The 24143-nt window shown below is 67.5% G+C and carries 15 protein-coding genes; 11 read left to right on the top strand and 4 right to left on the bottom strand.

Annotated elements, in window-relative coordinates; all coding sequences use genetic code 11:
- The first annotated feature begins 177 nt into the window (after positions 1–177).
- From Mal64_RS09595 to Mal64_RS09585, 3 genes are all read left to right on the top strand, one after another.
- On the top strand, positions 178–987 hold the full coding sequence (locus Mal64_RS09595) for a hypothetical protein (protein WP_146399523.1): 810 nt from the start codon (positions 178–180) through the stop codon (positions 985–987).
- Positions 988–1196: 209 nt separating this feature from the next.
- Entirely contained in the window at positions 1197–1892 is a 696-nt protein-coding gene (locus Mal64_RS09590) for a hypothetical protein (RefSeq protein WP_197525620.1), read from the top strand.
- A gap of 165 nt (positions 1893–2057) precedes the next feature.
- Entirely contained in the window at positions 2058–2933 is an 876-nt protein-coding gene (locus Mal64_RS09585) for a hypothetical protein (RefSeq protein ID WP_146399519.1), read from the top strand.
- 214 nt (positions 2934–3147) lie between these two features.
- Here Mal64_RS09585 and Mal64_RS09580 read toward each other — a convergent pair whose 3' ends face one another.
- From Mal64_RS09580 to Mal64_RS09570, 3 genes are all read right to left on the bottom strand, one after another.
- Positions 3148–4509, bottom strand: a complete 1362-nt coding sequence (locus Mal64_RS09580; protein ID WP_146399518.1) for a DUF1015 domain-containing protein — start codon at positions 4507–4509, stop codon at positions 3148–3150.
- A gap of 232 nt (positions 4510–4741) precedes the next feature.
- Positions 4742–6103: an adenosylhomocysteinase gene (gene ahcY, locus Mal64_RS09575; RefSeq protein ID WP_146399516.1), complete on the bottom strand. Its 1362-nt coding sequence runs from the start codon at positions 6101–6103 to the stop codon at positions 4742–4744.
- Between the two features lie 301 nt (positions 6104–6404).
- Positions 6405–7079 (bottom strand): phosphoribosylanthranilate isomerase, encoded by a 675-nt coding sequence (locus Mal64_RS09570; RefSeq protein ID WP_146399514.1) that lies wholly within the window; start codon positions 7077–7079, stop codon positions 6405–6407.
- 357 nt (positions 7080–7436) lie between these two features.
- Here Mal64_RS09570 and Mal64_RS09565 point away from each other — a divergent pair, with 357 nt between their 5' ends.
- From Mal64_RS09565 to Mal64_RS09535, 7 genes are all read left to right on the top strand, one after another.
- Positions 7437–9233 (top strand): ExeA family protein, encoded by a 1797-nt coding sequence (locus Mal64_RS09565; RefSeq protein ID WP_146399512.1) that lies wholly within the window; start codon positions 7437–7439, stop codon positions 9231–9233.
- 47 nt (positions 9234–9280) lie between these two features.
- Positions 9281–10129: a hypothetical protein gene (locus tag Mal64_RS09560; RefSeq protein ID WP_197525619.1), complete on the top strand. Its 849-nt coding sequence runs from the start codon at positions 9281–9283 to the stop codon at positions 10127–10129.
- 61 nt (positions 10130–10190) lie between these two features.
- Positions 10191–11132, top strand: coding sequence for an SDR family oxidoreductase (locus Mal64_RS09555; RefSeq protein WP_146399508.1), 942 nt, complete (start codon positions 10191–10193; stop codon positions 11130–11132).
- A 103-nt stretch (positions 11133–11235) separates the two neighbouring features.
- Positions 11236–11979, top strand: a complete 744-nt coding sequence (locus tag Mal64_RS09550; protein WP_146399506.1) for a polyprenol monophosphomannose synthase — start codon at positions 11236–11238, stop codon at positions 11977–11979.
- A gap of 78 nt (positions 11980–12057) precedes the next feature.
- Positions 12058–13368: a 6-phosphofructokinase gene (locus tag Mal64_RS09545; RefSeq protein WP_231993641.1), complete on the top strand. Its 1311-nt coding sequence runs from the start codon at positions 12058–12060 to the stop codon at positions 13366–13368.
- A 155-nt stretch (positions 13369–13523) separates the two neighbouring features.
- Positions 13524–14723, top strand: coding sequence for an aldo/keto reductase (locus tag Mal64_RS09540; protein ID WP_146399504.1), 1200 nt, complete (start codon positions 13524–13526; stop codon positions 14721–14723).
- A 233-nt stretch (positions 14724–14956) separates the two neighbouring features.
- Complete coding sequence (locus Mal64_RS09535; protein ID WP_146399502.1) at positions 14957–15943, top strand: serine/threonine protein kinase; 987 nt, start codon at positions 14957–14959, stop codon at positions 15941–15943.
- Between the two features lie 134 nt (positions 15944–16077).
- On the opposite strand, the gene Mal64_RS09530 is transcribed toward Mal64_RS09535, so the two are convergent.
- Positions 16078–16794 carry a GDSL-type esterase/lipase family protein gene (locus Mal64_RS09530; RefSeq protein WP_146399500.1) on the bottom strand — a complete coding sequence of 239 codons (717 nt, stop codon included), beginning with the start codon at positions 16792–16794 and terminating at the stop codon, positions 16078–16080.
- A 156-nt stretch (positions 16795–16950) separates the two neighbouring features.
- Here Mal64_RS09530 and uvrA point away from each other — a divergent pair, with 156 nt between their 5' ends.
- The gene (uvrA, locus tag Mal64_RS09525) at positions 16951–24129 is read left to right on the top strand and encodes an excinuclease ABC subunit UvrA (protein ID WP_146399499.1); all 7179 of its coding nucleotides are present in this window, start codon (positions 16951–16953) and stop codon (positions 24127–24129) included.
- Positions 24130–24143 lie beyond the last annotated feature (14 nt).

Below are 24143 nucleotides of genomic sequence, written 5' to 3'. Positions count from 1 at the left end.
TTCGCGGGATGAGGTGGGATGAAGGGGGCGTGTGTGGCGGCGCGGCCCCCGACTAGGCTTGGTCGGGGTGAGGGCCGCGGATTCTAGGAGACGACCCCATTGAGCGGAACGCCGGTTAGACTGCTAGCGTCCTAATGCCTGCCTAAGGACAAACCGCATCACGCCCCGTGTGTCTCAATGGACGCAAGCAACCCCACTCCGTCCGAGCGGGCTGCCGATTACTCGCCGGCATCGGCCCCCGTCGCGGGCCCTAGAAATCAGACTCAAAGCTATTGGTCGCTGGTGTGGCTCTACTTGTCGTTCGCCGGTGGGTTATATCCCCTCGTGGTTGTCGGCGTGGCGACGTTTTTATTCGTTAGCGGCGGTCTCATCTTGGGCGAAATGAGCTGGAGCGACCTAGCAGATGGGTTTATTCCGCTGGTCATCTACTCAGCAGTACTGTTCTTCGCGGTATTCGTTTTTGTCTTTATCATAGCGGGCATCGTTATTTTATTGACGCGCGGCGTTCTGTGGTGGTTGCGGTGGTCGCCGCCACGCGATCGGCTGGCCGCTTTCGTCGGCGCGCTTGTGGCTCACCTAGCCACCCTTTGGGTCGCCGTCGCTGTGAACCAGCGGGATGGAGACCTGCTCATCAAGCTCATCGGCTTCTTGATTGGGCCCGCGGGAGCGACCTTGTTCGGACAGTTCTTCGGGTCGATGGCGGCTACATGGCAGCTGCGCCGCCGCCGGGTGAACGGGAGTCAATTTGCCGAGCCGTGGCGTTTCCCCCTCTGGCGGCTCATGGCGACCGTGGTCCCACTCTGCATGCTGCTGTCCTTCCTGAGCTGGGTGGGATGGCTGACGCCGGAGTTCTTCGTCATCACCCTCGCCTGGCTCGTCTGGCAACAGCTCTCCTGGCGTCCTGTGGCGTGGCTCGCCAACCGCTATCTCGACACCAAGCTCCGCCGCCGACGACGCGGAAGAGTGCGGCCCGTGTTGTTTCCATGAGGTGATTCTTGGCTGCGGTCCGGAACGCCGGTTAGACTGCTAGCGTCGAAGAGCCAGCCGCCAGCAAGCCACGCCTCCTTCCGAGTGGATCCATCGAAGTCTGCAATCCCATCCCGCCCGAGCGGGCCGCCTGGTACTCGCCGACTTCGGCGCCAGTAGCGGCCCAGCGGAGCCCGTCGGAGAGCTTTTGGCCGCTGGTGTGGGTCTACGTGGCGATTGCTGGTGGTTTTTATCCCCACGCGGTTGTCGGCGTGATGGGGGCGTTTATGCTCGCCAGCGGCAGACTCTTTCGAGACGGACTCAGCTGGGGCGATCTCGCGGGCGCAGCTATTGGGCTGGTCTTCTATTCAGCCATGCTGTTCTTCGTGACATTCGTCTTCTGCCTGATCACGACGGGCATCGCAATTTTTTCGACGCGCGGCGTGCTGTGGTGGCTGCGGTGGTCGCCGCCACGCGATCGGCTGGCCGCTTTCGTCGGCGCCCTGGCGGCTTACCTGACCACGCTTTGGTTCTCTGTCGCTCTGGTGCAGCGGAACGCAGACCTATTCAGCAAGCTTCTGTTTTTTGGCGTCGGACCTGCGGGAGCGACCTTGTTCGGACAATACGCCGGGTCGATGGCGGCAATTTGGCGGCTGCGACGTCGCCGGAAGCAGGGGAGTCAAACCGCCGAGCCGTGGCGATTCCCCCTCTGGCAGCTGCTGGCGGCCATGGTCCCGCTCTGCATGCTGCTCTCGCTGCTGAGCTGGCTGGATGGACTGACGTTCGATTTTCTGGTCATCACCCTCGCCTGGCTCGTTTGGCAGGAGCTCACTTGGCGGCCGGTCATGCGGCTCGCCAACCGCCACCTCGACGCCAAGCTCCGTAGCCGACGGCGCAGGCAAGAGCGGCTACGTTGCTCCGTGTGAATGTTCCACGTGAAACAACCCGTGCGGCGGGCAGCCTCGACCCGTTTCACGTGAAACACGCAGCCGGTACAGGCGCCGCGGGCGTAGGGGGAATCCACCCCATGGAGACGCGAGCGGTGAAAAGAAAAGAGAGCGTCGCCACTCGGCGGGGATTATCATGCCTGCATGTCCATCCCCAACCCGATCGCCGCCGAGCTCGCTGCAGCTAGTGAGAACGCCACCCATCCCGGTGGCGAGCCGGTTGTCCCCCATTGGCCCGACTGGCAGATGCTCGCTCGCAAGGTGGCCAAGGTCCACGTCTACTACGCTTTGCTGACCATCCTGCTGGTCGGTGCGGTAATGGTCTTCTGGATGACTCCAAGCATGATGTTGGGCGGAGGTGGCGGGCCCATGATGGTCGGGTACATGATCGGCAGCCTGTTAATCGGGGCGGTCTTCGGAGTCTTGCTCAGTTGGTTGCTCACCTACCTTACAGTGCTGCTGCTCTACTGGCCGGTGAAACTCACGCTGCGGCTGATGGAATGGCGGCCCGCCGAGCATCGTCTCGCCCTGTTCACCGGCGGTTTGGTCGCGTTGGCGTGGATGCTCCCCCACGGCATGACGGATTGGCCGGGGGGGCCGATGGCGATTGCGGGACAGGTCTTGCTGACGTGCCTGATGTTTATCGGCAACATCATGGCGGGGCAAATCGGCGCGGTGCTCGCCCACGCCCCCACCTTCTACCAGCAGCGAGAATCGCCCGCCGCGGCGCCGCCCCCGATGCGGTTCTCGCTGTGGCGACTGATGGCGCTGATGGTCCCGCTCTGCGTGCTGCTCTCGCTGTTGCGGGCCGTGGGGACTTTGTCGATAGGCACGCTGGTGCTCATCCCCGTTTGGTTCCTGCTGCAGATGCTCACCCGGCGCCCCGCCGTTTGGCTCACGCTGTGGTGGCTCGACCGGCAGCAACGGCGCGGGGCCGCCTTGCCACAAGGCGCCGATTGGCGTGCGGCCACGCCCACGAGCCAGCCGATCGCCGAACCGGCCGACGCACGTTCCACGTGAAACAACCGGCGCCGCGGGCAGCGGCGACGTGTTTCACGTGAAACACCCAAGCCGTGGCCTCCCCGCAACCGTTTCACGTGAAACAGAGAAAGGGCGAGCCGGCCCCGTGAGGGGCCGGTGGTTGTGCGCCGCTGAAACCACTCGTAGCCGATCACCACCGGCCCCTCACGGGGCCGGCTCGCCGGTTGCTTCGGGGGGATCGACGCGGTCCGTTTTATTCGAGCGGGTTGAACAGCAGACCGCTGAGCACCTTCGGATAGAAGTAGGTGCTCTTGGCCGGCATCCGCTCGCCGTGGTTCGAGATCTGGCGGATGTGCTCCAGCGTGGCCGGCATCACCACGGCCGCCAGGTTGAACACGCCCCCCTCGGAGATCTGGCCCGTCAGGTCGCGGCCGGCGGCCTCGCCGTTGGTGAGGCCCTCGACCACCTCGTCGATCGCCCGCACGTACTTGGGGGCCGCCGTCTCGGGGGCCTGCAGCAGGTCCTCCATCACGAGCTTGTGCAGCAGGCTCACGCCCAGGCCCTGCCAGTCCTTAGACTGCTCGGGGGCGATCTCGGCCATGCGGTCCCGGCCCGCGTCGGTCACGCGGCAGAGGGTCCACTTCTTGTCCCCCGCGGTGTACAGGGCCAGCGTCCCCTGGTTGTCCTCGGTCTCGATCGACTCCCACGCCTCGGGGGCGTGGCTCGGGCCCTCGCCCGCCGGCTCGGTCGTGAACTTGTCGCCCAGCTTGGCGGTGAGCTCCTCGGCCGTCATCTCGGGCATGCCGCGGAACAGCCGGTGCGTGGGCAGCACGAGCATGCCGGGGTCGCTCATCGAGACGCACATCATCAGCACGTAGTTGGCCGGGTGGTTGTCGGGCATCTCCTCGCCCTTGGCCTTCATCTCCGCGGCGAGCTCGTCGCGGTAGTTGCAGGCGGTCTCGTAGCGGTGGTGGCCGTCGGCAATGTAGACCGGCTTGGGGCCCATCACGGCCTGCATCTTGGAGATCACGGCCACGTCGTTCACCGGCCAGAGCCGGTTGACCACGCCGAGGTGGTCGGCCGCCTCGAGCGGCGCGACGCCCATGATCGCTTCTTCCAGCAGGTTCTGGGCCTCGTTCTCGTCGTCGGGAAACAGGCCGAACACCTGGCTCATGTTCGTCTTGGTCGCCTTCCAGAGCTTGAGGCGGTCGGCCTTGGCGCCGCCGTGCGTCTCCTCGTGCGGGTGGATCTTGCCCTCGCCGAACCGCTCGAGCCGAACACGGCACATGAACCCACGCCGCGTGTACTCGACGCCCGCCTCGGTGTAGGTCTGGTGGTAGGCGTAGACCGCCGGGTTGGCCTCGGTGAACAGCACGCCGTCGCGCATCCACTCCTTGAGGAACTTGGCCGAACGGGTGTAGCGGTTCGCCGTGTCCGAATCGCCCGGCTCGTCCTTGCCGAGGATCAGCCGCACCGAGTTGTAGGGGCTCTGCTCGCAGAGCTGCTCGAGCAGCTCGGCGTCGATCACGTCGTAGGGCGGGGCGACCACGTCGCTCAGCGAGCCGACGTGGCCCAGGTCGTAACGGATGGCGCGGAGGGCTTCGATCTCGGGCATTTTAAGTGCGGAATTCGGATTGCGGATGGCGGAATGACGTAGCCTCCCGGGGCGAGCCGTAAGCGTTAGCGCCCGGAGGAGCAACGAGTTTACCGCCACTCCCCGCGATCCGTCGACCGTCCGCCCTTGCGGCCGATCGACGGGCGCACGAAAAAAGCCGCCGGCTCCCGCCGGCGGCTTTCGTGTTTCTGACCTCTGGCTTCAAGCCTCTGGCCACTCCCTCACGGGTATTTCAGTACCGGTAGTGGTCCGACTTGTACGGCCCCTCGACCGGCACGCCGATGTAGTCGGCCTGCTCTTGGGTGAGCTTCGTGAGCTTCACGCCGATCTTCTCGAGGTGCAGGCGGGCGACCTCCTCGTCGAGGTGCTTCGGCAGGCGGTAGACCTGGTTCTCGTACTGGCCCTCGTTGTTCCAAAGCTCGAGCTGGGCGAGCGTTTGGTTGGTGAACGAGTTGCTCATGACGAAGCTCGGGTGGCCCGTGGCGCAACCGAGGTTCACCAGCCGGCCCTTGGCGAGCGTGAGAATCGAGCGGCCGCTCTTCTTGAACGTGTAACGGTCGACGGCGCCTTCCTTCTCGGTCTTGATCACGTCGCTCGTGGCGTTGCCGGCGGCGACCTGCGCCTCGAGCCAAGCGATGTCGATCTCCGTGTCGAAGTGGCCGATGTTGCAGAGGATGGCGTCCTCCGGCATCTCGACCATGTGCTCGCCGAGGATGATGTCCTTGTTGCCGGTCGTGGTGACGAACAGGTTGCCTTCCTTGCAGGCTTCCTCCATGGTCGTGACCTCGTAGCCTTCCATCGCGGCCTGCAGGGCGTTGATGGGGTCGATCTCCGTGACGATCACGCGGCAGCCGTACGAGCGGAGGCTGTGGGCGCAGCCCTTGCCGACGTCGCCGTAGCCACAGACCACGGCGACCTTGCCGGCGAGCATGACGTCGGTCGCGCGCTTCACGCCGTCGGCCAGGCTCTCGCGGCAGCCGTACAAGTTGTCGAACTTGCTCTTCGTGGCCGAGTCGTTGACGTTGATCGCCGGGACGGCCAGGCGGCCCTCCTTCAGGAGCACCTCCAGGCGGTGGATGCCGGCGGTGGTCTCTTCCGACAGGCCTTTGATGTCGGCCAGCAGCTCGGGGAACTTGTCGTGGACCATGGCGGTCAGGTCGCCGCCGTCGTCCAGGATCAGGTTGAGCGGCTTGCCCGAAGGGAAGGCGGTGAGCGTCTGCTCGATGCACCAGTCGAACTCTTCGTTGGTCTCGCCCTTCCAAGCGAAGACCGGGATGCCCGCCTTGGCGATCGCACAGGCGGCGTGGTCCTGGGTGCTGTAGATGTTGCAGCTGCTCCAGGTGACCTCGGCGCCGAGCTCGATGAGCGTCTCGATCAGGACGGCCGTCTGGATCGTCATGTGCAAGCAGCCGGCGATCCGCGCGCCCTGGAGCGGCTTGTCCTTGCCGTACTTCTCGCGCAGGGACATCAGGCCGGGCATTTCCGACTCGGCCAGGTTGATCTCCTGACGGCCAAACGCGGCCAGACGCTCGAATTCTTCGGGCGTGCAATCAAGGACTTTGTAAGACAGCTTCTCGGCAGCAACAGGCGCCACGGCTCGTACCTCCAGAAAGAAACAGGCGGGATCTTCGCTCGGGCCTGGGAGGCCGGCGGACGTGAATCGGGTCAAAACACTGGGTGTATCCTCAGCAGTCTATATTCCCTAACCCGATGTTGGCAACCTTTGATAAGCGGGAAGGCCGCAGCCGCGATCGGGAAGAAAACCTAGTTGCAACCCAGCGAGTGCGCCGAGCCGGCGGGCGTAAGCCCCCGGAGGCGTCCGGCACGAACCGCAACGAGACTCCTCTTGGAGACCCCCCACCAGGGGCTTACGCCCGCCGGTTCTTGGCTGGTTGCTAGCTGGACTTGCTCAGCGAATCGAATGCCTCGCGCGCCGCGGCGACAAACGCCCGCACCGCCCCCGCGTCTTTGACGCCCGGCGCCGACTCCACGCCGCTCGCCGTGTCGACGCCGTCGGGCCGGACCGCGGCGATCGCTTCGGCCACGTTGTCGGGCGTCAGGCCGCCCGCCAGGATCAACGGCGTCGATCCGAGCAGCGGGCGCTCCTCGGCGACCCGGCCCCAGTCGACCCGCTTTCCGGTGCCGCCGTACGCGCCCGGCGCGGCGGCGTCGACGAGCGCCGCCTCGGGGCGCCGCCCATGTGCTTCGCTCGTCTCGAGGTACTCGGCCAAGGGCGGCAAGCCTTCGGCGCCGACGCGCCAGGCGCGGACCGTCCTTATTCCTTCTGGCAGCGCGGCGAACGCCGCGGGCGGCTCATCGCCGTGTAGCTGAACCGCATCGAGTCGCGCGGCTTGAACCGCGGCGGCGAGTTCGTCGAGCGTGGCGTTGACGAACACGCCAACCCGCAGCAGCGGCTCACCACCAGCGTCGGCCAATTCGACGGCCCGTTCCATCGTCAGGCAGCGTGGGCTGCCCGAGTAGAAGTTCAGGCCGATGGCGTCGGCGCCCGCCTCGGCGCAAACCGCGGCGTCCGCGGGGCGAGTGAGTCCACAGATTTTTATTCGGAACAAAGCTGCTTCTCTCGATCGTGGCGTGGCGACTCAGCGGCCACTGGGCCTGTGGCGGCTGACGCGGCGAACGCGACGCGACCATCGCTCCCGGTCCCGCGTTGCCGGCTCGCCATGCCGCCTGCGGTGGGTGGACGGCCTGCGCAAAGTTTACGGGCGTCGCGAGAAAAAGTGCAGCCCGCCGCCGCGGGCGGCGGGTGATTAGGGCGCATGCCGTCGCTTCTTTTCTGCGAGTGAAGCCCCTTCGCCCCGGCTGCCGATCTACACGACGTAGCCGCGCTCATACGTCCGACCGTCGTCACCACGACACGCGACGCAGCACCCACACGCCGTGTGATTCGATCCACAGGAACACGTTCGATGCCGACTTCCACTCCGGCGAGCGACGCCCCGCAGCGTGCGTTCTCCACCCACCCCCGCGTCGACCGCTACTTCGCCGCCGAATCGATCGACAGCGCACGGCGCCGCGTGGCGCAGTGCGTCGTGCGCGGCGACGGGCCCGCGCTGGTGATCGGCGCCCCCGGGGTCGGCAAGACGATGCTGCTCGAGGTGCTGGCCGAGGAGCTCGGCGCCACCGCCCGCGCTGCGGTGCGCATCGTGAGGCTCGCCTCGGCGCAGCTCTGCACGCGCCGCGCGTTGCTGCAGTCGATCCTCTACGGCATGGAGCAGCCGTACCGCGACCGCGACGAGGGAGAGCTGCGGATCGCGCTGCAGCGGTGCCTCGACGACGAGGCGTCCCGCGGCCGCGCGGTGGCGCTGCTCATCGACGAGGCGCACACCTTGCCGATCCGCTTGCTGGAGGAGTTGCGGATCCTCAGCAACATGGCGGCCGACGGCGAGCCGACGTTGCGGCTGGTGCTCGCCGGGGCGGCGTCGCTCGACGAGACGCTCGGCGAGCCGAACCTGGAGGCCTTCGGCCAACGCCTAGCGGCGCGATGCTACCTCGCGCCGATGGGGCGTGAGGAGACGATGCTCTACGTCCGTGCTCATGTCGCCGCCGCCGGGGCCGACCCCGACCGGCTGTTCGAGCCCGCCGCGCTCGAGGCGGCTTTCACCGCCAGCGACGGCGTGCCGCGTTTGGTCAACCAGGTGTGCGACCGATCGCTGATGCTCGCCGTCGATCGCGGGGTCACGACGATCGACGCCGACCTGATCCAGGCGGCTTGGTCGGACCTGCACCAGCTGCCGGCGCCTTGGCACTCGCCGGCCCCCAAGCAGCCGAAGGCGTCTGGCCACGCGACCATCGAGTTTGGCGAACTCGACCCGCCCGCCGACGAGCCGCAGATCGGCTACGCCGAGGAGAACCGCCACGGCTTCGCCGAGATCTCGCAGCCCGGCTTCGCCGAAGAGGGCCCGATCGAGCCGATCGAAACGCCGGCGTACGAAGCGATCGAGGCCCCCGCGGCCGCGGCCTGGGCGTCGCCCCCGGACGACCGATCGGAGTACAACGCGGCGGAGCAGGGCGCCGAAGCGATCGGCCGCCTGTCGCAGCGGCTCGCGATCCAGCGGCTGCAAGAGGAAGAGGCCGAGGCGTCGGCGCCCGTCGAGGCGGAGCCCGCCCAAGAGGAGTGCGACGAGGACGACAACGAGTGCGTCTCGTACGCGTTCCCCAGCCGGCCGGAGAACGACACCCCCGCCGCCGATCCGGACGACCCGTTCAGCGAATCGTTCGAGGAGGAAGAGGTGGTGCTCGACCGCTACGCCGGCCTCGAGTCTACGCTGACCAGCATGGCGACGCCGGTCGTCAACCGCGTCGACCTTGAGTTCGGCCGCATGTTCGGCGCGCTCGACCCGGCGGTCGAGAGCTTGATCGATGCGGTCCAATCGGACGGCGCCGCGAAGACGAGCCTCCAACTGCTGAGCGACGAGGAGCCGGAAGACTCGAATGTGACGGCAGAAGTGGCCGAGAGCCCCACTGTCGAGGTCGCCGCGGACGCGACCGACGAGATCGCTGAGCAAGATGAGTTCTTCACGGCCGCCGACGAGGACGACGAGTACTCGCTCGCGCCGGAGCCGTTCGAGGAGCAGGCTGTCGAGCCGACCGATGACAGCGACATGCTCGTGATCGAAGAGGAAGAGTCGGTGGCGACCATGGCGCCCGCCGGGGCGCAACGACTCGAGTACCGGCAGCTATTCGCCGAACTGCGTCGCGGGTAATCGGTAGGGGGCTCTACGGCGGTGGTCTGTCTCTTGGGGATCGTGAAATGGTGATCAGCGGCGCCCTACGGAAGCTGGCCGCGCGCGAAGCGCTCGCTGAGTGCGAGTTGTTGGTGGCGGCGCCCACCGCGTGGCCGTTGCCGCCGAGCGACCCCGAACCTCGGTCGGCGCCGGCGCCCAAGAACGCTTGGCCCGTAACCGAGATCGCCGTCGGCGAGGCGGGCGTGATTCGCGAAGCGACCGCCGCCGCTCCGGCTGCCGAGAAGGCGCCTTCGCCGCCAGCCCGCCAGACTCCTTCACCGCAGGAGCGCGTTCGTGACAGGCCCGAGCCGCAAGGGGACTCTGGCCGGGGCTACGCCGAAGTTCTCGACTTCAAGTCGGCGCTGATCGAGTCAACGGCGCTCACCGACCCGCTGCTGCGGCGCTTTGTCGAGCGGCAACGTCTCGAGCGGCAGCGGAGCGGGGCAGGGGGCGACGAGCTTCCCGAGTCGGCCGGCAAAGTGGTGATGCTGGTGGCTCACCGATTCGCAGACGCCCGCCAGCGGCTGGCCGATTGGGACCGCCGGCTCGACGCTCATCTGCAGCAACGCGTGGCGCTGGTGGGCGACGCGTCTTGGCGCCAGGTTGCCGAGTCCGATCCGGTGATGCGGGGCCTGCTGGCCTGGTTCGACAGCTGCCAACGCCGATTCGATTGGACACTGCTAGTCGCCGACGGCATGGACGAGACAGCCGCCCGGGTCGCCGAGCGGTGCGACGCGGTTTACGGCTTAGTTGTCGACGACGCGGACTGGCCCCTCCGCCACGAGGCCCACACCGAGATCGTTCAATGGGGCGTTGAGCCCGCGGGGGTAATGACTCTCCAGTGGGGAGCTACCCCGACAAGGCGAGCCGCGTGAGGTAGGGTTACCCGTACCTCCCCGCGACACCCCTCCTACGTCCTCTCCCCCCGCTCGACTTATGGCCCTGCACCTCGTGACCGGCGGCGCCGGTTTTATCGGTTCTCACATCGCTACCAAGCTCGTCGAGCGCGGCGACACGGTGCGGGTGCTCGACAACCTGCTGACCGGTTTCCGCAAGAACCTCGATCATCTCGGCGACCGCGTCGAGTTCGTCGAGGGGAGCGTGACCGACCCCGCCGCCGTGGCCCGGGCCGTCGATGGCGCCGAGGTCGTGTACCACGAGGCGGCGATCGCCTCGGTGCCGCGCAGCGTGGCCAACCCCCTGGAGTCGCACGGCGCCACGGCTACCGGCGTGGTGACGGTGCTCGAGGCGGCCCGCACCGCGGGCGTGCGACGCGTGGTGTTCGCCGCGTCGAGCGCCGCGTACGGCGACCGGCCGACGCCCGTCAAAAGCGAGACCGACCCGGTCGACCCGCTCTCGCCGTACGCCGCCGCCAAGCTCGCCGGCGAGGCGTACTGCATGGCCTACAGCAAGTCGATGGGGCTCGACGCGGTGGCGCTGCGTTACTTTAACGTCTACGGCCCGCGGCAAGACCCGCACAGCGAGTACTCGGCCGTGATCCCGATCTTCGTGACGAAGATGCTCGCCGGCGAGCGGCCGCACGTGTTCGGCGACGGCGGCCAGTCACGCGACTTCGTGTTCGTCGAGGACGTGGCGCGGGCCAACCTGCTGGCGGCCGACGCCCCGCAGGCGGCGGGCCAGGTGATCAACGTCGCCACGGGCGAGCGTGTGTCGCTGCTCGACCTGATCGCGGCGATCAACGCGGCCCTGGGATCCAACATCGAGCCGGTCTTCGACCCGCCGCGCGCGGGCGACGTTCGAGAGAGCCTGGCCGACATCGGCAAGGCGCGCGAGCTGCTGGGCTACGAGCCGAGCGTCGCGTTCGCCGAGGGGCTCAAGCGGTCGATCGATTACTACCGCGCGATCGCCGGGCAGTAGCTTCTTCATGTGGGAGGCGTCTCCGACGCCGATAACGCGCCGCGAGCACTGAACGGCTGACACACCGCTATCGGCGTCGGAGACGCCTCCCACAGGTCTACCAATGAGTAACTCACGAGCCGAACCCCGCGTGCTGGTCGTCGTGGCGACCTACAACGAACTCGAGAACCTGCCGCGCTTGGTCGACGCCATCCAGCAGGCCTTGCCCGCGGCCGACCTGCTGGTGGTCGACGACAACTCGCCCGACGGCACCGGCGCGTGGTGCGATGAGCGTGCGACGAGTGACCCGCGTGTGAGCTGCCTCCACCGGGCCGGCAAGCTTGGGCTCGGCTCGGCGACGTACGACGGCTTCCGGCACGCGATCGAGCACGGCTACGGAATCGTCGTGACGACGGACGCCGACTGGAGCCACCCGCCCGAGCGCCTGCCCGAGCTCGTGCGGCTCGTCGACAGCGGCGAGGCGGACGTGGCGATCGGCTCGCGCTACTGCCCGGGCGGCAAGATCGAGGGCTGGCCTCTGAAGCGGCGCGTCGCGAGCCGCATGGTGAACTCCGCCGCTCGCGTCATGCTGCGGCTGCCGATCGGCGATTGCAGCGGGGCGTTCCGCGCGTACCGGGTGGGGCTGCTCGCGCGGCTCGACTTTAGCGCGGTGCTCACCGGCGGCTACGCCTACCTCGAAGAGATCCTCTGGCGGCTCAAGCGTGAGGGCGCCCGCTTCGCCGAGGCGCCGATCACGTTCACCGACCGCGTGGCGGGCCAGTCGAAGATCAACACGGGCGAGGCGATCACGGCGCTGCGCGTGCTCGCGACGCTGGGGCGGCGGGAGTGGCTCGGCCCACGCCGTTGAGCGTCGCAGGGCGGCGCCTGCTCCTGTCCTGCGTGCTGTGACGGTTGCGCCTGCCTTCATGCGGGCAACGGTCCCGTCGTGTTGCTCGTCGACGCGGCGTTCTGTCGCGGCGGCGACCTACGCTTGCTCGGACCGCGACGCGCCGACGACCGGCGTGGCCGCCGCAGCACCCCGCACAAGCGAGCGACGTTTATCATGACCAAGCGAATCGGCGTTCTCACCTCCGGCGGCGACTGCCCCGGTCTCAACGCGGTGATCCGCGGCGTCTACAAGAGCTGCGACCAGCTCGGCTACGACTGCGTAGGGTTCCTCAAGGGCTTCGAGGGGCTCTACGACCCGGTGCAGTACAAGCACCTCACGGGCTCGAACACCCGCGGCATCTTGAGCCAGGGCGGCACGATCCTCGGCTCGACGAACAAGGGCCGCTTCGCCGCCGTCAAAGGCGTCGACGACCGGGTCGAGATCGCCCCGCACCTGATCGAGGGCGTGAAGGAAACCGTCAAGCAGCTCGGCATCGACGGGCTGATCTGCGTCGGCGGCGACGGCTCGCTCGCCATCGCTCAACAGTTCCACGAGAACGGCATCCCGGTCGTCGGCGTGCCGAAGACGATCGACAACGACCTGTCGGCCACGGCGTTCACGTTCGGATTCGACAGCGCGATCGAGTGCGCGACCGACGCCCTCGACCGCCTGCACACCACAGCCGCCAGCCACGAGCGCATCATGGTGCTCGAGGTGATGGGCCGCCACGCCGGCTGGATCGCGCTGCACTCGGGCATCGCCGGCGGCGGCGACGTGATCCTGCTGCCCGAGATCGAGTGGAGCTACGACAACGTCTGCCACAAGATCTTGCACCGCGAGAGCCAAGGGAAAAAGTTTACCCTGGTCGTTGTGGCCGAAGGCGCCGAGCTGCCCGAGGGGGGCATGGTCGGAGAGCACCGCGACGGCCAACAGGTCAAGCTGGGCGGCGTCGGGCGGACCGTGGCCGAAGAGATCGAACGCCGGCTACACCGCGAGGCGCGGCTCTGCGTGCTGGGCCACCTGCAGCGGGGCGGCAAGCCGACCACGTTCGACCGCGTGCTCGCCACGCAGTTCGGCGCCCACGCGGTGCGGCTGATCGTCGAGGGCCGGTTCGGCGAGATGATCTGCAGCCGACCGCCCGACATGACCAGCGTGCCGATCCTCGAGGCGGTCCACAAGATTCGCCAAGTCGACCCCCAGGGCGCCGCGGTGAAGGCCGCCCGCGCGCTCGGCATCAGCTTCGGCGACCGCTCGGCCGAGGAGGCGTCGAACGGAGTGTTCGTCGCCGCCGAAAAGAACACGGCGGGGAGCGGCATGCAGCTGCTCGAATCGGCCGAGTCGGAGCTCGAGGCGGCGCTGAGCAACTGACAGGCCGCGCGTCCCGATGGGCGGCGCGGCCCCCGACCAAGCTTGGTCGGGGCTTTCGCGACCGCACTCGGCGCGCGAGCCGTTTGACATCCCACAACCCCGGCCAAGCTTGGCCGGGGTTTTTCTTGCGCGCCACACGCCTTATCGTGCCGTCCATGCAATACCGACGCTTCGGCAAGACCGAACTGAAGATGCCCGTGTTCAGCTGCGGCGGCATGCGCTATCAGCAGTCGTGGACCGACATGCCGCTCGACGAGGTCGAGGCCGCCAACCAGGCGAACCTCGAGGCGACGATCCGCCGCGCGCTGGAGCTGGGCGTCACGCACATCGAAACGGCCCGTGGCTACGGGTCGAGCGAGCGGCAGCTCGGCGTCTTGCTGCCGACCTTGCCGCGCGACGAGCTGATCGTGCAGACGAAGATCGAGCCGCACGCCGACGCCCTCGTGTTCCGCGACCAGTTCGAGGAGTCGCTCGACCGGCTCGGGCTGGAGCACGTCGACCTGTTGGGGCTGCACGGCGTCAACAACCACGAGGTCTACTGGCACACGATCAAGCCGGATGGCTGCCTCGCGATGGCCCGCCGGTTGCAAGCCGAGGGCAAGGTGCGGCACGTCGGGTTCTCGACCCACGCGTCGCCCGACCTGGTGCTCGACGCGGTGCGCACCGAGGCCCACGGCGGCTTCGACTACGTCAATCTGCATTGGTACTACATCTACCAGCGCAACTGGCCCGCCGTGGCGGCCGCCGCCGAGCGCGACCTGGGCGTCTTTATCATCAGCCCCGCCGACAAAGGGGGCAGGCTCTACAAGCCGAGCGAGCGGCTGGTCGAGCTGTGCGACCCGCTCCACCCGCTCGTGATGAATTGCTTGTTCTGCTTGGCGCGCCCCGAGGTGCACACGCTGAGCATCGGCGCCTCGTGCCCCAGCGACTTCGACTTGCAGATGACCGCGCTGCCGATGCTCGACCGCGCCGCGGAGCTGACCGGGCCAATCGTCGAGCGACTCGACGCCGCGATGCGCGACGCGGTCGGCGCCGACGTGGCCGAGCGGTACCTGGAGGGACTGCCCGACTGGGAGCGGACCCCCGGCATGATGAACCTGGCGACGATCCTCTGGCTGCGCGGATTGGCCCTGGCCTACGGCATGACCGAATACGGCCAGATGCGCTACAACCTGCTGGGGAACGGCGGGCACTGGTTCGAGGGCCTCAACCCGTCGAACTGCGGCGATTGGGACAGCGAGAAGCTTGCCAAGGCGGTCAAAGATTCGCCGTTCGCCGACCGGATCGAGGGCTGGATCCTAGAAACGAACGACCTGCTGGGCGGCGCCGAGGTGAAAAGGCTCAGCCAAAGTTGAAGCTTATTTAGCCCCCGGCGATCTTTATTTAGCCCCCGGTCACTGACCGGGGGCTAAATAACGGTGACCGGGGGCACAATAAAGATGGCCAGCGGCGCAATACAGCGCCACGATCGGCAGCGACCGAGGTTGTTCCGCGGGCCCCGGCAGGGGATGATAGGCTTTCGCTCGATCGCGGTGGCCCGACCGCCACGCGCCGAACCCGTCACTCAATCGCTCGCCCCGCTCCTGCGATGTCGACCAGCAAACTCCGTTTCCTGCCGACCAAGACCAACTTCACGTTGGGCAAGCAGATCGGCTCGGGCACGGTCGGCGTGGTCTACCGGGCCACCAGTCCGGAACTCGAAGAACCGGTCGCCATCAAGCTCTTGCTGCCGAGCGTGTCGGGCGATCCCAAGATCGTCGACCGCTTCGAGCGCGAGATCATGATCATGGAGCGCCTGAACCACCCGCACATCGTGCGGAACTACGGCGGCGGCGTTCTCGATGGGCAGTATTTCTACGCCATGCAGCTGCTCGAGCACGGGTCGCTCAAAGGCCGCATGGCGAAGGGCCGGATCCCTTGGCCTCAGGCGGCGGCCTACGGCGTGCAGATCGCCTCGGCGTTGCAGCACGCCCACAACCACGGCATCGTCCACCGCGACCTGAAGCCGAGCAACTTGTTCTTCAACCAAGACGGTGGGCTGGTGCTGGGCGATTTCGGCATCGCGCGCGACTCGTTCGCCACGAGCGACATCACCCAGCAGGGGATGACCGTGGGGACGTACCTCTACATGTCTCCCGAGCAGATCACGGCCGACGCGCGGATCGACGGCAAGGCCGATCTCTACTCGCTCGGTTGCGTGATGTACGAGATGATCGCCGGCCAGCCGCCGTACCAAGGCTCGAACTTCGCCCAGGTGTGGGACCAGCACCTGCACAAGCAGCCCAAGAGCCTCCGGGATCGCGGCGTCGACTGCCCGGCGTGGCTCGACGACTTGGTCCTGCACCTGCTGGCCAAGGAGCCAGAAGCCCGGCCGTTCAGCGCGCGGGCCGTCGAGGGGCTAATGTTGCAGCACCTGATCGACGAGTTCGGCGAGGAGGGCGCCCGGGCGCTGACGAAGCTCGACCCGAACCTGTCCGCGGGCGACGATTCCGAAGAACGCCAGGTGCGCACCTGGCCGCTCGTTGTGGCGGCGATCATCATCGCCGTGCTGATCGCCATCGGCACGCAGCTCTGACGATGCTGGCAGCAGCACAACGGCCATCCGTAGCCGACGACCTACGGTCGTCGGACTGCGCCAGGGGCCACGCTCGTTAGCGCTGCTTCCGACGACCGTAGGTCGTCGGCTACCGCCGAACGCTCCGATGCGGCTTATTCGCGGGGCGCGATGTGCGGTCCGAGTAGCTCGTTCCACAGCGCATAGCCCTGCTCGTTCATGTGCAGTTTGTCGTTGCGGAAGATCTCCGGCAGCGGCAGGCCGTCGTCGTCGGTCATGGCGGGCCAGACGTCCACGAACTCGCAGTTCGGTGTGCTCTGGCAGTGCGCCTCGATCGCCGCGCTCGCCTCGCGGTAGACCTCCACCCGTTTCCACCGACTCGGGCTCGGCTTGGGCGGCATCACGATCAAACGGCACTCGGGCAGCTCTTTGCGGAGCTTCGCGGCGAAGGTTTCAAAGTCCGCCGCCACGCGCTCGGCCTTGTGGCCGGCCGCGATATCGTTGTCGCCCGAATAAAACACGACGCACCGGGGTTGGTGCTTCTTGATCAGCAGGTCGAAGTGCTCGATCGCGTCGGGGATGGTCGAACCGCCGAAGCCGCGATTGAGCGGCGTCGGGGCGACGTCGGGGAAACCCGCAGCCAGGTCCCACAGTCGCACGCTGCTGCTGCCCACAAACACGACGCCGCCCTGCGGATACGGGTCGCTGGCGTCCTGCGCGGCGAAGCCGGCCATTGCCTTGGCCCAGCGTCCCTCGGCCGCGGCCTGGGAGGCTTCTCCCAGCGTCAAAGCGGCCGAGAGCAGCGCCGCCAGCAAGAAAAAAGGGCTGGGCGCCGGCAGCGCCTGAAGGAATGACGTCGAAATCCGCTGCATGTTCGTTCTCCAACCTTCTCGGTTTGCCGGGGCTGCCGTAGAATGCTCGATCCGCGCGAGCCGACCACCGTGGCCGCGTGGGACGACGGAACGCCCCTCCCCACGACCCCCCACCGCTCGGCGAGCCGCTAGTCGGCCCCAAGCCGACGCCGCGATATGCCCGCTTCCGATATTCTCATCCGCGGCGCCCGTGAGCACAACTTGCGGGATGTCGATGTTACGCTGCCGCGCAACCAGCTGATCTGTCTGACCGGCGTGTCGGGCTCGGGCAAGAGCTCGCTGGCGTTTGACACGCTGTTTGCCGAGGGTCAACGGCGTTATGTCGAGAGCCTGTCGACCTTTGCGCGCCAATTCCTGGGCCAGATGCCCAAGCCGGACGTCGATTTGATCTCGGGCCTGAGCCCGTCGATCTCGATCTCGCAGAAGTCCTCGGGCAACAACCCGCGGTCCACGGTGGGCACGATCACCGAGATCTACGACTTCCTGCGCGTGATCTTCGCCCGCATCGGCGAGGGCCACTGCCCGAGTTGCGGCGAGCGGATCACGGCCCAATCGCGCGAGCAGATCATCGGCCAGATCCTCTCGCTGCCCAAGGGGAGCAAGTTCGCCGTGCTGGCGCCCGTGGTGCGTCAGCAGAAGGGCGAGCACCGCGATCTCTTGGAGGACCTGCAGAAGCAGGGCTACGTCCGCGCCCGTGTCGACGGGCGGATGGTGCGGCTCGACGAGTCGCAGACGCTCGACCGGCAGGTGCGGCACGACATCGAGGCGGTGGTCGACCGACTGACGGCGGGCCCCTCGATCCGCGGCCGATTGGGCGAGGCGGTCGACGCCGCGCTGAAGCTTGGCGATGGCGCCCTGATCGTCGCCCCCGAGGAGGACGACGAGGCGGACGACACGGCCGAGGCGCCGGCGGAGTCGAAGCCGTCGGCCAAGAAACCGGCCAAGAAGCGCCGCACCGGCCTGCAGGCTGGCGACATCGCGCTGTCGGCCGACTTCGCCTGCAACGCCTGCGGGCTGAGCTTCGAGCCCCCCTCGCCGCAGCTCTTCAGCTTCAACAGCCCACGCGGCATGTGCCTCACCTGCGACGGCATCGGCGAGTTCTACTCGTTCGATCCCGAGCGGCTGGTCGAGCATCCCACGAAGTCGTTCGCCCAGGGCTGCTTTGCGCTGGTCGACAAATGGAAAGACCTCGGCCGCTGGAAGCGGCACATCTTCCAGGGCGTGGCCGACACGATGGAGCGCAAGCTCGGGCTCGAAGAGGGGACATTGCTCGAGACGCCGTGGCAAGACCTCTCCGAAGAGCACCAGAACATTTGGCTCTGGGGCACGGGCGAGGAGCACATCACGTACACGTGGCGCGCCGGCAAGTCGTCGCAAAAGTACGGCGGTGAGTTCGAGGGCGTGATCCCCGAGTTGCTGGAGAAGTACCGCTCTACGCAGAGCCAGATGCAGATCCGCCAGCTCGAGAAGTTCATGCGGGTGATCGACTGCCCCGACTGCGAGGGGCAGCGGATCAACGATCGTGCGCGGGGCGTGAAGATCACGACCGCCAACCCGGCGTTCGCCGGCGCCCCGACCAAGAGCCTGCCCGAGCTGTGCGAGCTGTCGATCTCCGAGGCGGGAGACTATTTCGCCGACCTCGTGCTCAGCAAGCCGCAACGCACGATCGCCGAAGAGGCGATCAAGGAGGTGCGCGGGCGGCTCGGGTTCCTCGCCGGCGTGGGCCTGGAGTACCTGTCGCTCAACCGCACGGCGCCGACGCTCTCGGGCGGCGAGACGCAGCGCATACGCTTGGCGGGGCAGGTCGGCTGCGGACTGGTCGGCGTGCTCTACATCTTGGACGAGCCGTCGATCGGCCTCCACCCGCGCGACAACGACCGGCTGATCGAAACGCTCACCCGCCTGCGCGACCTGGGCAACACCGTGGTCGTGGTCGAGCACGACGAAGACACGATGCGCGCGGCCGACCTGCTCATCGACTTCGGCCCCGGCCCCGGCGTGAAGGGGGGCGAGGTCGTGGCGGTCGGCACGGCGGACGAGATCGCGAAGAAACGCAAGAGCGTCACCGGCGCGTACCTCGGCGGCAAGCGGAAGATCGAGGTGCCGAAGACGCGGCGGCTGCAAGATCCCCCTTCCCCGGCAGGGGAGGGGAGTGCGGGCTTCCCGACTCTCACCGTCGTGGGCGCCCGCCAGAACAACCTCAAAGACGTCACGGTCGAGATCCCGCTCGGCGCCTTCGTCTGTGTGACCGGCGTTTCGGGCTCGGGCAAGAGCTCGCTCGTGAACAGCATCTTGCGCGAGGCGTTGCTCCGCGACCTGATGAAGGGCAAGGGCAAGCCGGGCGACCACGACCGCATCGAGGGGGTCGACCAGCTCGACAAGATCATCGCGATCGACCAGTCGCCGATCGGCCGCACGCCGCGCTCCAACCCGGGCACCTACATCAAGGTGTTCGACGACATACGCAACCTCTACGCCCAGCTGCCCGAGTCGAAGCGGCGCGGCTACAAGCCGGGGCGGTTCAGCTTCAACGTGGCCGGCGGACGCTGTGAGGCGTGCGAGGGCAACGGCGCCAACAAGCTCGAGATGGACTTCTTGGCCGACGTGTGGGTCACCTGCCAGGTGTGCGCGGGCAAGCGGTTCAACCGCGAGACCCTGCAAGTCGAGTACAAGGGCGTGAGCATCGCCGACGCCCTGGAGATGGACATCTGCCAGGCGCTCGAGCACTTCGAGGCGATCCCGTCGATCAACCACAAGCTCTCGACGCTGCACGCGGTGGGCCTCGACTACCTGAAGATCGGCCAGCCTTCGCCCACGCTCTCGGGCGGCGAGGCGCAGCGGATCAAGCTCGCCAAAGAGCTGGTCAAGAAGTCGACGGGCAAGACGCTCTACCTCTTGGACGAGCCGACGACCGGGCTGCACTTCGCCGACATCGAGATGCTGCTCAACGTGCTGCACAACTTCGCCGACGCCGGCAACACGGTGCTGGTGGTGGAGCACAACCTCGACGTGATCAAGACCGCCGACTGGCTCATCGACATCGGCCCCGAGGGGGGCGCCGGCGGCGGGCAGGTGGTCTTCTCGGGCACGCCCGAGGCGCTCGTCGAGCACACCCGTGACAATCCCGCGTTGCGTTCCTACACGGGCGAGGCGCTCGGCCCGGTGCTCGACGGCACGATGGCCGACAAGCCGACGGCCAAGGCGCCCAAGCGGGCGGCGCCGCAGGCGACCCACATCGAGGTGCGCGGCGCGCGGCAGCACAACCTGCGCGGCGTCGACGCCAAGTTCCCCCGTGACGAGATGACCGTGCTCTGCGGCCCGAGCGGCTCGGGCAAGTCGTCGCTCGCGATGGACACGATCTACGCCGAGGGGCAACGCCGCTACGTCGAGAGCCTCAGCTCCTACGCCCGGCAGTTCGTCGGCCAGATGCAGAAGCCGCTGCTCGACCACATCGAGGGCCTGTCGCCCGCCGTGGCGATCGAGCAGCGCAGCATGGGCCACTCGCCACGCTCCACCGTGGGCACGGTCACCGAGATCTACGACTACTTCCGGGTGCTCTTCGCCCGCCTCGGCGCGCCGTACTGCCCCGAGTGCGAGACGCCCATCGGCACGCAGACCTCCGACCAGGTGGTCGACAAGGTGATGGCCGAGCCCGAGGGGACCAAGCTGCAGCTGATGGCCCCGGTCGAGCCGGCGCCGAACGACTCGTACGCCGAGCTCTGGACCCAGCTCCGCAAGGCGGGCTTCCGGCGCGTGCGGGTTGACGGCCAGACGCACGACCTGGAGGACCCGCCGCGCATCGACCGCCGCCAGCGGCACGAGGCGGCCGTGGTGGTCGACCGCATCGTGGTCAAGCCTTCTTACCGCGGGCGGATCGCCGAGGCGGTCGAGTCGGCCCTGTCGATCGGTCACGGCGTGATGCTCGTTTCGTACCCCGAGGACGAGCGCGCCGAGCCGCGTTGGCGCACCCGCCGCCACAGCCAGCACCTGGCGTGCGACGGTTGCGGCCGAAGTTTCGAGTCGCTCACGCCGCACAACTTCTCGTTCAATAGCGAACTGGGATGGTGCCCCTCGTGCGAGGGCCTCGGCACACAGACCGGCGCCAACCCGGCGTCGATGCTGCGTGACGACGAGCTCACCCTCGCCCAGGGCGCCGTGTTGCTCTGGCCGCACCTGTCGAACGATTTGTCCAAAGCGATGCTCGCCGCGCTCGCCGAGCACACCGGCTTGCCCACGGACACGCCCTACAACCGCCTCAGCGCCCGCCACCGCCGGGTGCTGCTCTACGGCACGGGCGACGAGTGGGTCACGCTCGATGAAGCTGCGAGTAACGAGGCGCTAGGCGTTAGTAAAAGCAAGAAAGGCAAAGCCGGTTCTTCAACTAGCGCCCCGCTCAAGTTCCAATTCAAGGGCCTCTACCCCGCCCTGGAAGAGGCCTCGCGTCTCTCGCCCAAGCTGCGCTCGCACCTCGAGCACCTCGTCGACGAAATCGACTGCAGCGAGTGCGGCAGCAGCCGGCTGCGCGACGACGCCTCGGCCGTGCGGTTCCGCAGCCAAACGATCGACCAGATCGTCAACCTGCCGCTCGGCGAACTCCTGCCGACAGTACAGGGGTGGAAGCTCGACAAGCGCGAGAAAAAGATCGCCGGCGAGATTGTGCGTGAGATCTCCAGCCGCGTCACGTTCTTGGTGGACGTCGGACTGGAGTACCTGACGCTCGGCCGCACGGCGCCGAGCCTGTCGGGCGGCGAGAGCCAGCGGATCCGCCTCGCCAGCCAGGTCGGCAGCGGGCTGGTCGGCGTGCTCTACGTGCTGGACGAGCCGACGATCGGCCTCCACCCGAGAGACAACACCCGGCTGATCGAGGCGCTGCAGAAGCTCCGCGACCTGGGCAACACGCTGCTGGTCGTGGAGCACGACAAAGAAGTCGTGGCGAGCGCCGACCGCTTGATCGACTTCGGCCCCGGCGCCGGCGTGAACGGCGGCCAGATCGTCGCCGACGGCACGCCCGAGCAGGTCTCGAAGAAACGCAAGAGCGTGACCGGCCCCTACTTGAGCGGCAAGAAGGCGATCATGGTGCCGTCGAACCGACGGATCACCGCGCCGGAGGGCGGCCGGGAGAACGACGAGTTCCTCATGACGAGCGACAGCGATCTGGAAACCGTCGAGGACTACGCGTCGTTCGTGCTCCGTCGTTCGTTGGCGCAGACCCTCCGCGTCGAGGGCGCCCGGCACAACAACCTCAAGAACATCGACATCGACTTCCCGCTCGGCGTCCTGACGGCCGTCACCGGCGTGTCGGGCTCGGGCAAGTCATCGCTCGTGAACGAGATCTTATTCAACCAACTCGCCCGCACACTGCACCGCGCGGGCGCCGTGGCGGGCAAGCACGACCGCATCCGCGGCCTGTCGCACATCAACAAGGTGATCCGCGTCGACCAGACGCCGCTGGGCAATTCGCCCTCGAGCAACCCGGCCACCTACACCGGGGCGTTCGACCTCATCCGCCAGCTGTTCGCCCAACTGCCCGAGGCGAAGCTGCGCGGCTACACGGCCCGCCAGTTCAGCTTCAACGTGGCCGGCGGCCGCTGCGACGCCTGCGAGGGCGCGGGCCAGACCTGCGTCGAGATGCACTTCCTGCCCGACGTGTGGATCGAGTGCGAGGTCTGCCAGGGCCAGCGCTACAACCCCGACACGCTTTCGGTCCGCTACCGCGAGAAGACGATCGCCGACGTGCTGGCGATGCCGTGCGCCGAGGCCCTCAAGCTGTTCTCGAACATCCCCAAGATCCGCCGCGTGCTCAAGACGCTGTGCGACGTGGGACTCGACTACGTCACGCTCGGCCAGAGCGCGCCGACACTCTCGGGCGGCGAGGCGCAGCGCGTGAAGCTCGCCTCCGAACTCGCCCGGCCCGACACGGGCCGCACGCTCTACCTCTTGGACGAGCCGACCACCGGCCTGCACTTCGACGACCTGGCCAAGCTGCTCGGCGTGCTGCACCGGCTGGTGGACATGGGCAACACGGTGGTGGTGATCGAGCACAACCTCGACGTCATCAAGCAGTGCGACTGGGTGATTGACATCGGTCCGGAGGCGGGCAAGCACGGCGGCGAGGTCGTCGTCGAGGGGACGCCCGAGATGCTGGTCGAGGAAATGCAGGCCGCGGGCGCCGGCAGGGCGAGCAAGAAGGGCAAGAAAAAATCGAAGGACGCGGCCGCCGGAGTCTCCGCGAACGGCAAGCCGAATCCCGCAGCCGCCTCGCACACCGCCCTGGCCCTCGCCCCGATCCTCGCCGAAGGCCCCTATGAGGAGCGGCCGCTCTACGACCCCGCGGCCGACGACCCCGATCAGCAGGGCGATCTCGACCTCGACGAGGTCGGCGAAGGGGTCAAAATGCCCTGGGAAGAGGATGGCCGCCGCTGGCATTGCCAAGATCGCGTTGCGCGGGACGGGTCTTCCTGCCTGTGGGAAGGGAAGCTGCTCGACCGCGTGGAGCGGAAAATCCAGTCGTTGGGTGATTTTGCCCCCACCAACTGGAACAACCGCTCGATCGTCGAGATCACCGGCCAGAAGAAATCGGACGGCTGGTTCTTCCACGCCCTCACCGGCGAGCGGGCGCTGGTGAAGCTCAAGTTCCGCACCGCCAAAAAGACCTTCCAACGCGATCAACTGGTGATGGACCTGGCGCTGAAATCGCTGAACGATCTGGACGACGTCGAGGCCTACGGCTCGGGCCCACGCGTGCAGTGCAAGAACCTCCGTGGCCCCTGGCAGGAGGTGCAGATCGCCGCGCTGACGATGCGGGAGCTCGACAAGCCCGCCTTCTGGGAATTCGTCGAGAAGGCGGTCGAGGGCTTCCAGCGGTTCGCCACCCGCGTGGAGCAGAACCCCGAAGACCTGATGCCGTGGAAAGTGCTCGGCCAGAAGTGGCACTTGGCCCGCAAGGGCTTTGCGCCCGGCAAGAAGGTCGTCTGGTCGACCGAGCTGCTGGAGGAGCTGCTCGAGATGGTCGCCGAGTCGTCGCCCAAGGGGGAGTTTCTCTGGAACAACAAGGTGCTGGTGCACCGCATGGTCCCCGGCCGCACCGAGCCGTGGGCCACGCTGGTGACCAAGCGTCCCGAGAACGTGGAGCTAGCGCTCAACGGTCCGAAGGGCGCCTTCCAACTGGGCCAGATCACCGAGCTCGGCGTGGAGCAAGAGCTCAACGTCGATCGCGAAGACCGCGACACCGTGCGGCTGAAGTTCGTCGAGCAAGACGACCTGGCGCGGGGTGATTTGGCCGGCTTTGTGGCGGAGCACCTTGAGGCGTGCTTGGCGGCGGGGTCGTCGGCGTGAGTCGCCAACCGAAG

The organism is Pseudobythopirellula maris (assembly GCF_007859945.1).
GTDB classification, from domain to species: Bacteria; Planctomycetota; Planctomycetia; order Pirellulales; family Lacipirellulaceae; genus Pseudobythopirellula; species Pseudobythopirellula maris.
This window is presented reverse-complemented; position numbering and strand designations above follow the sequence as displayed.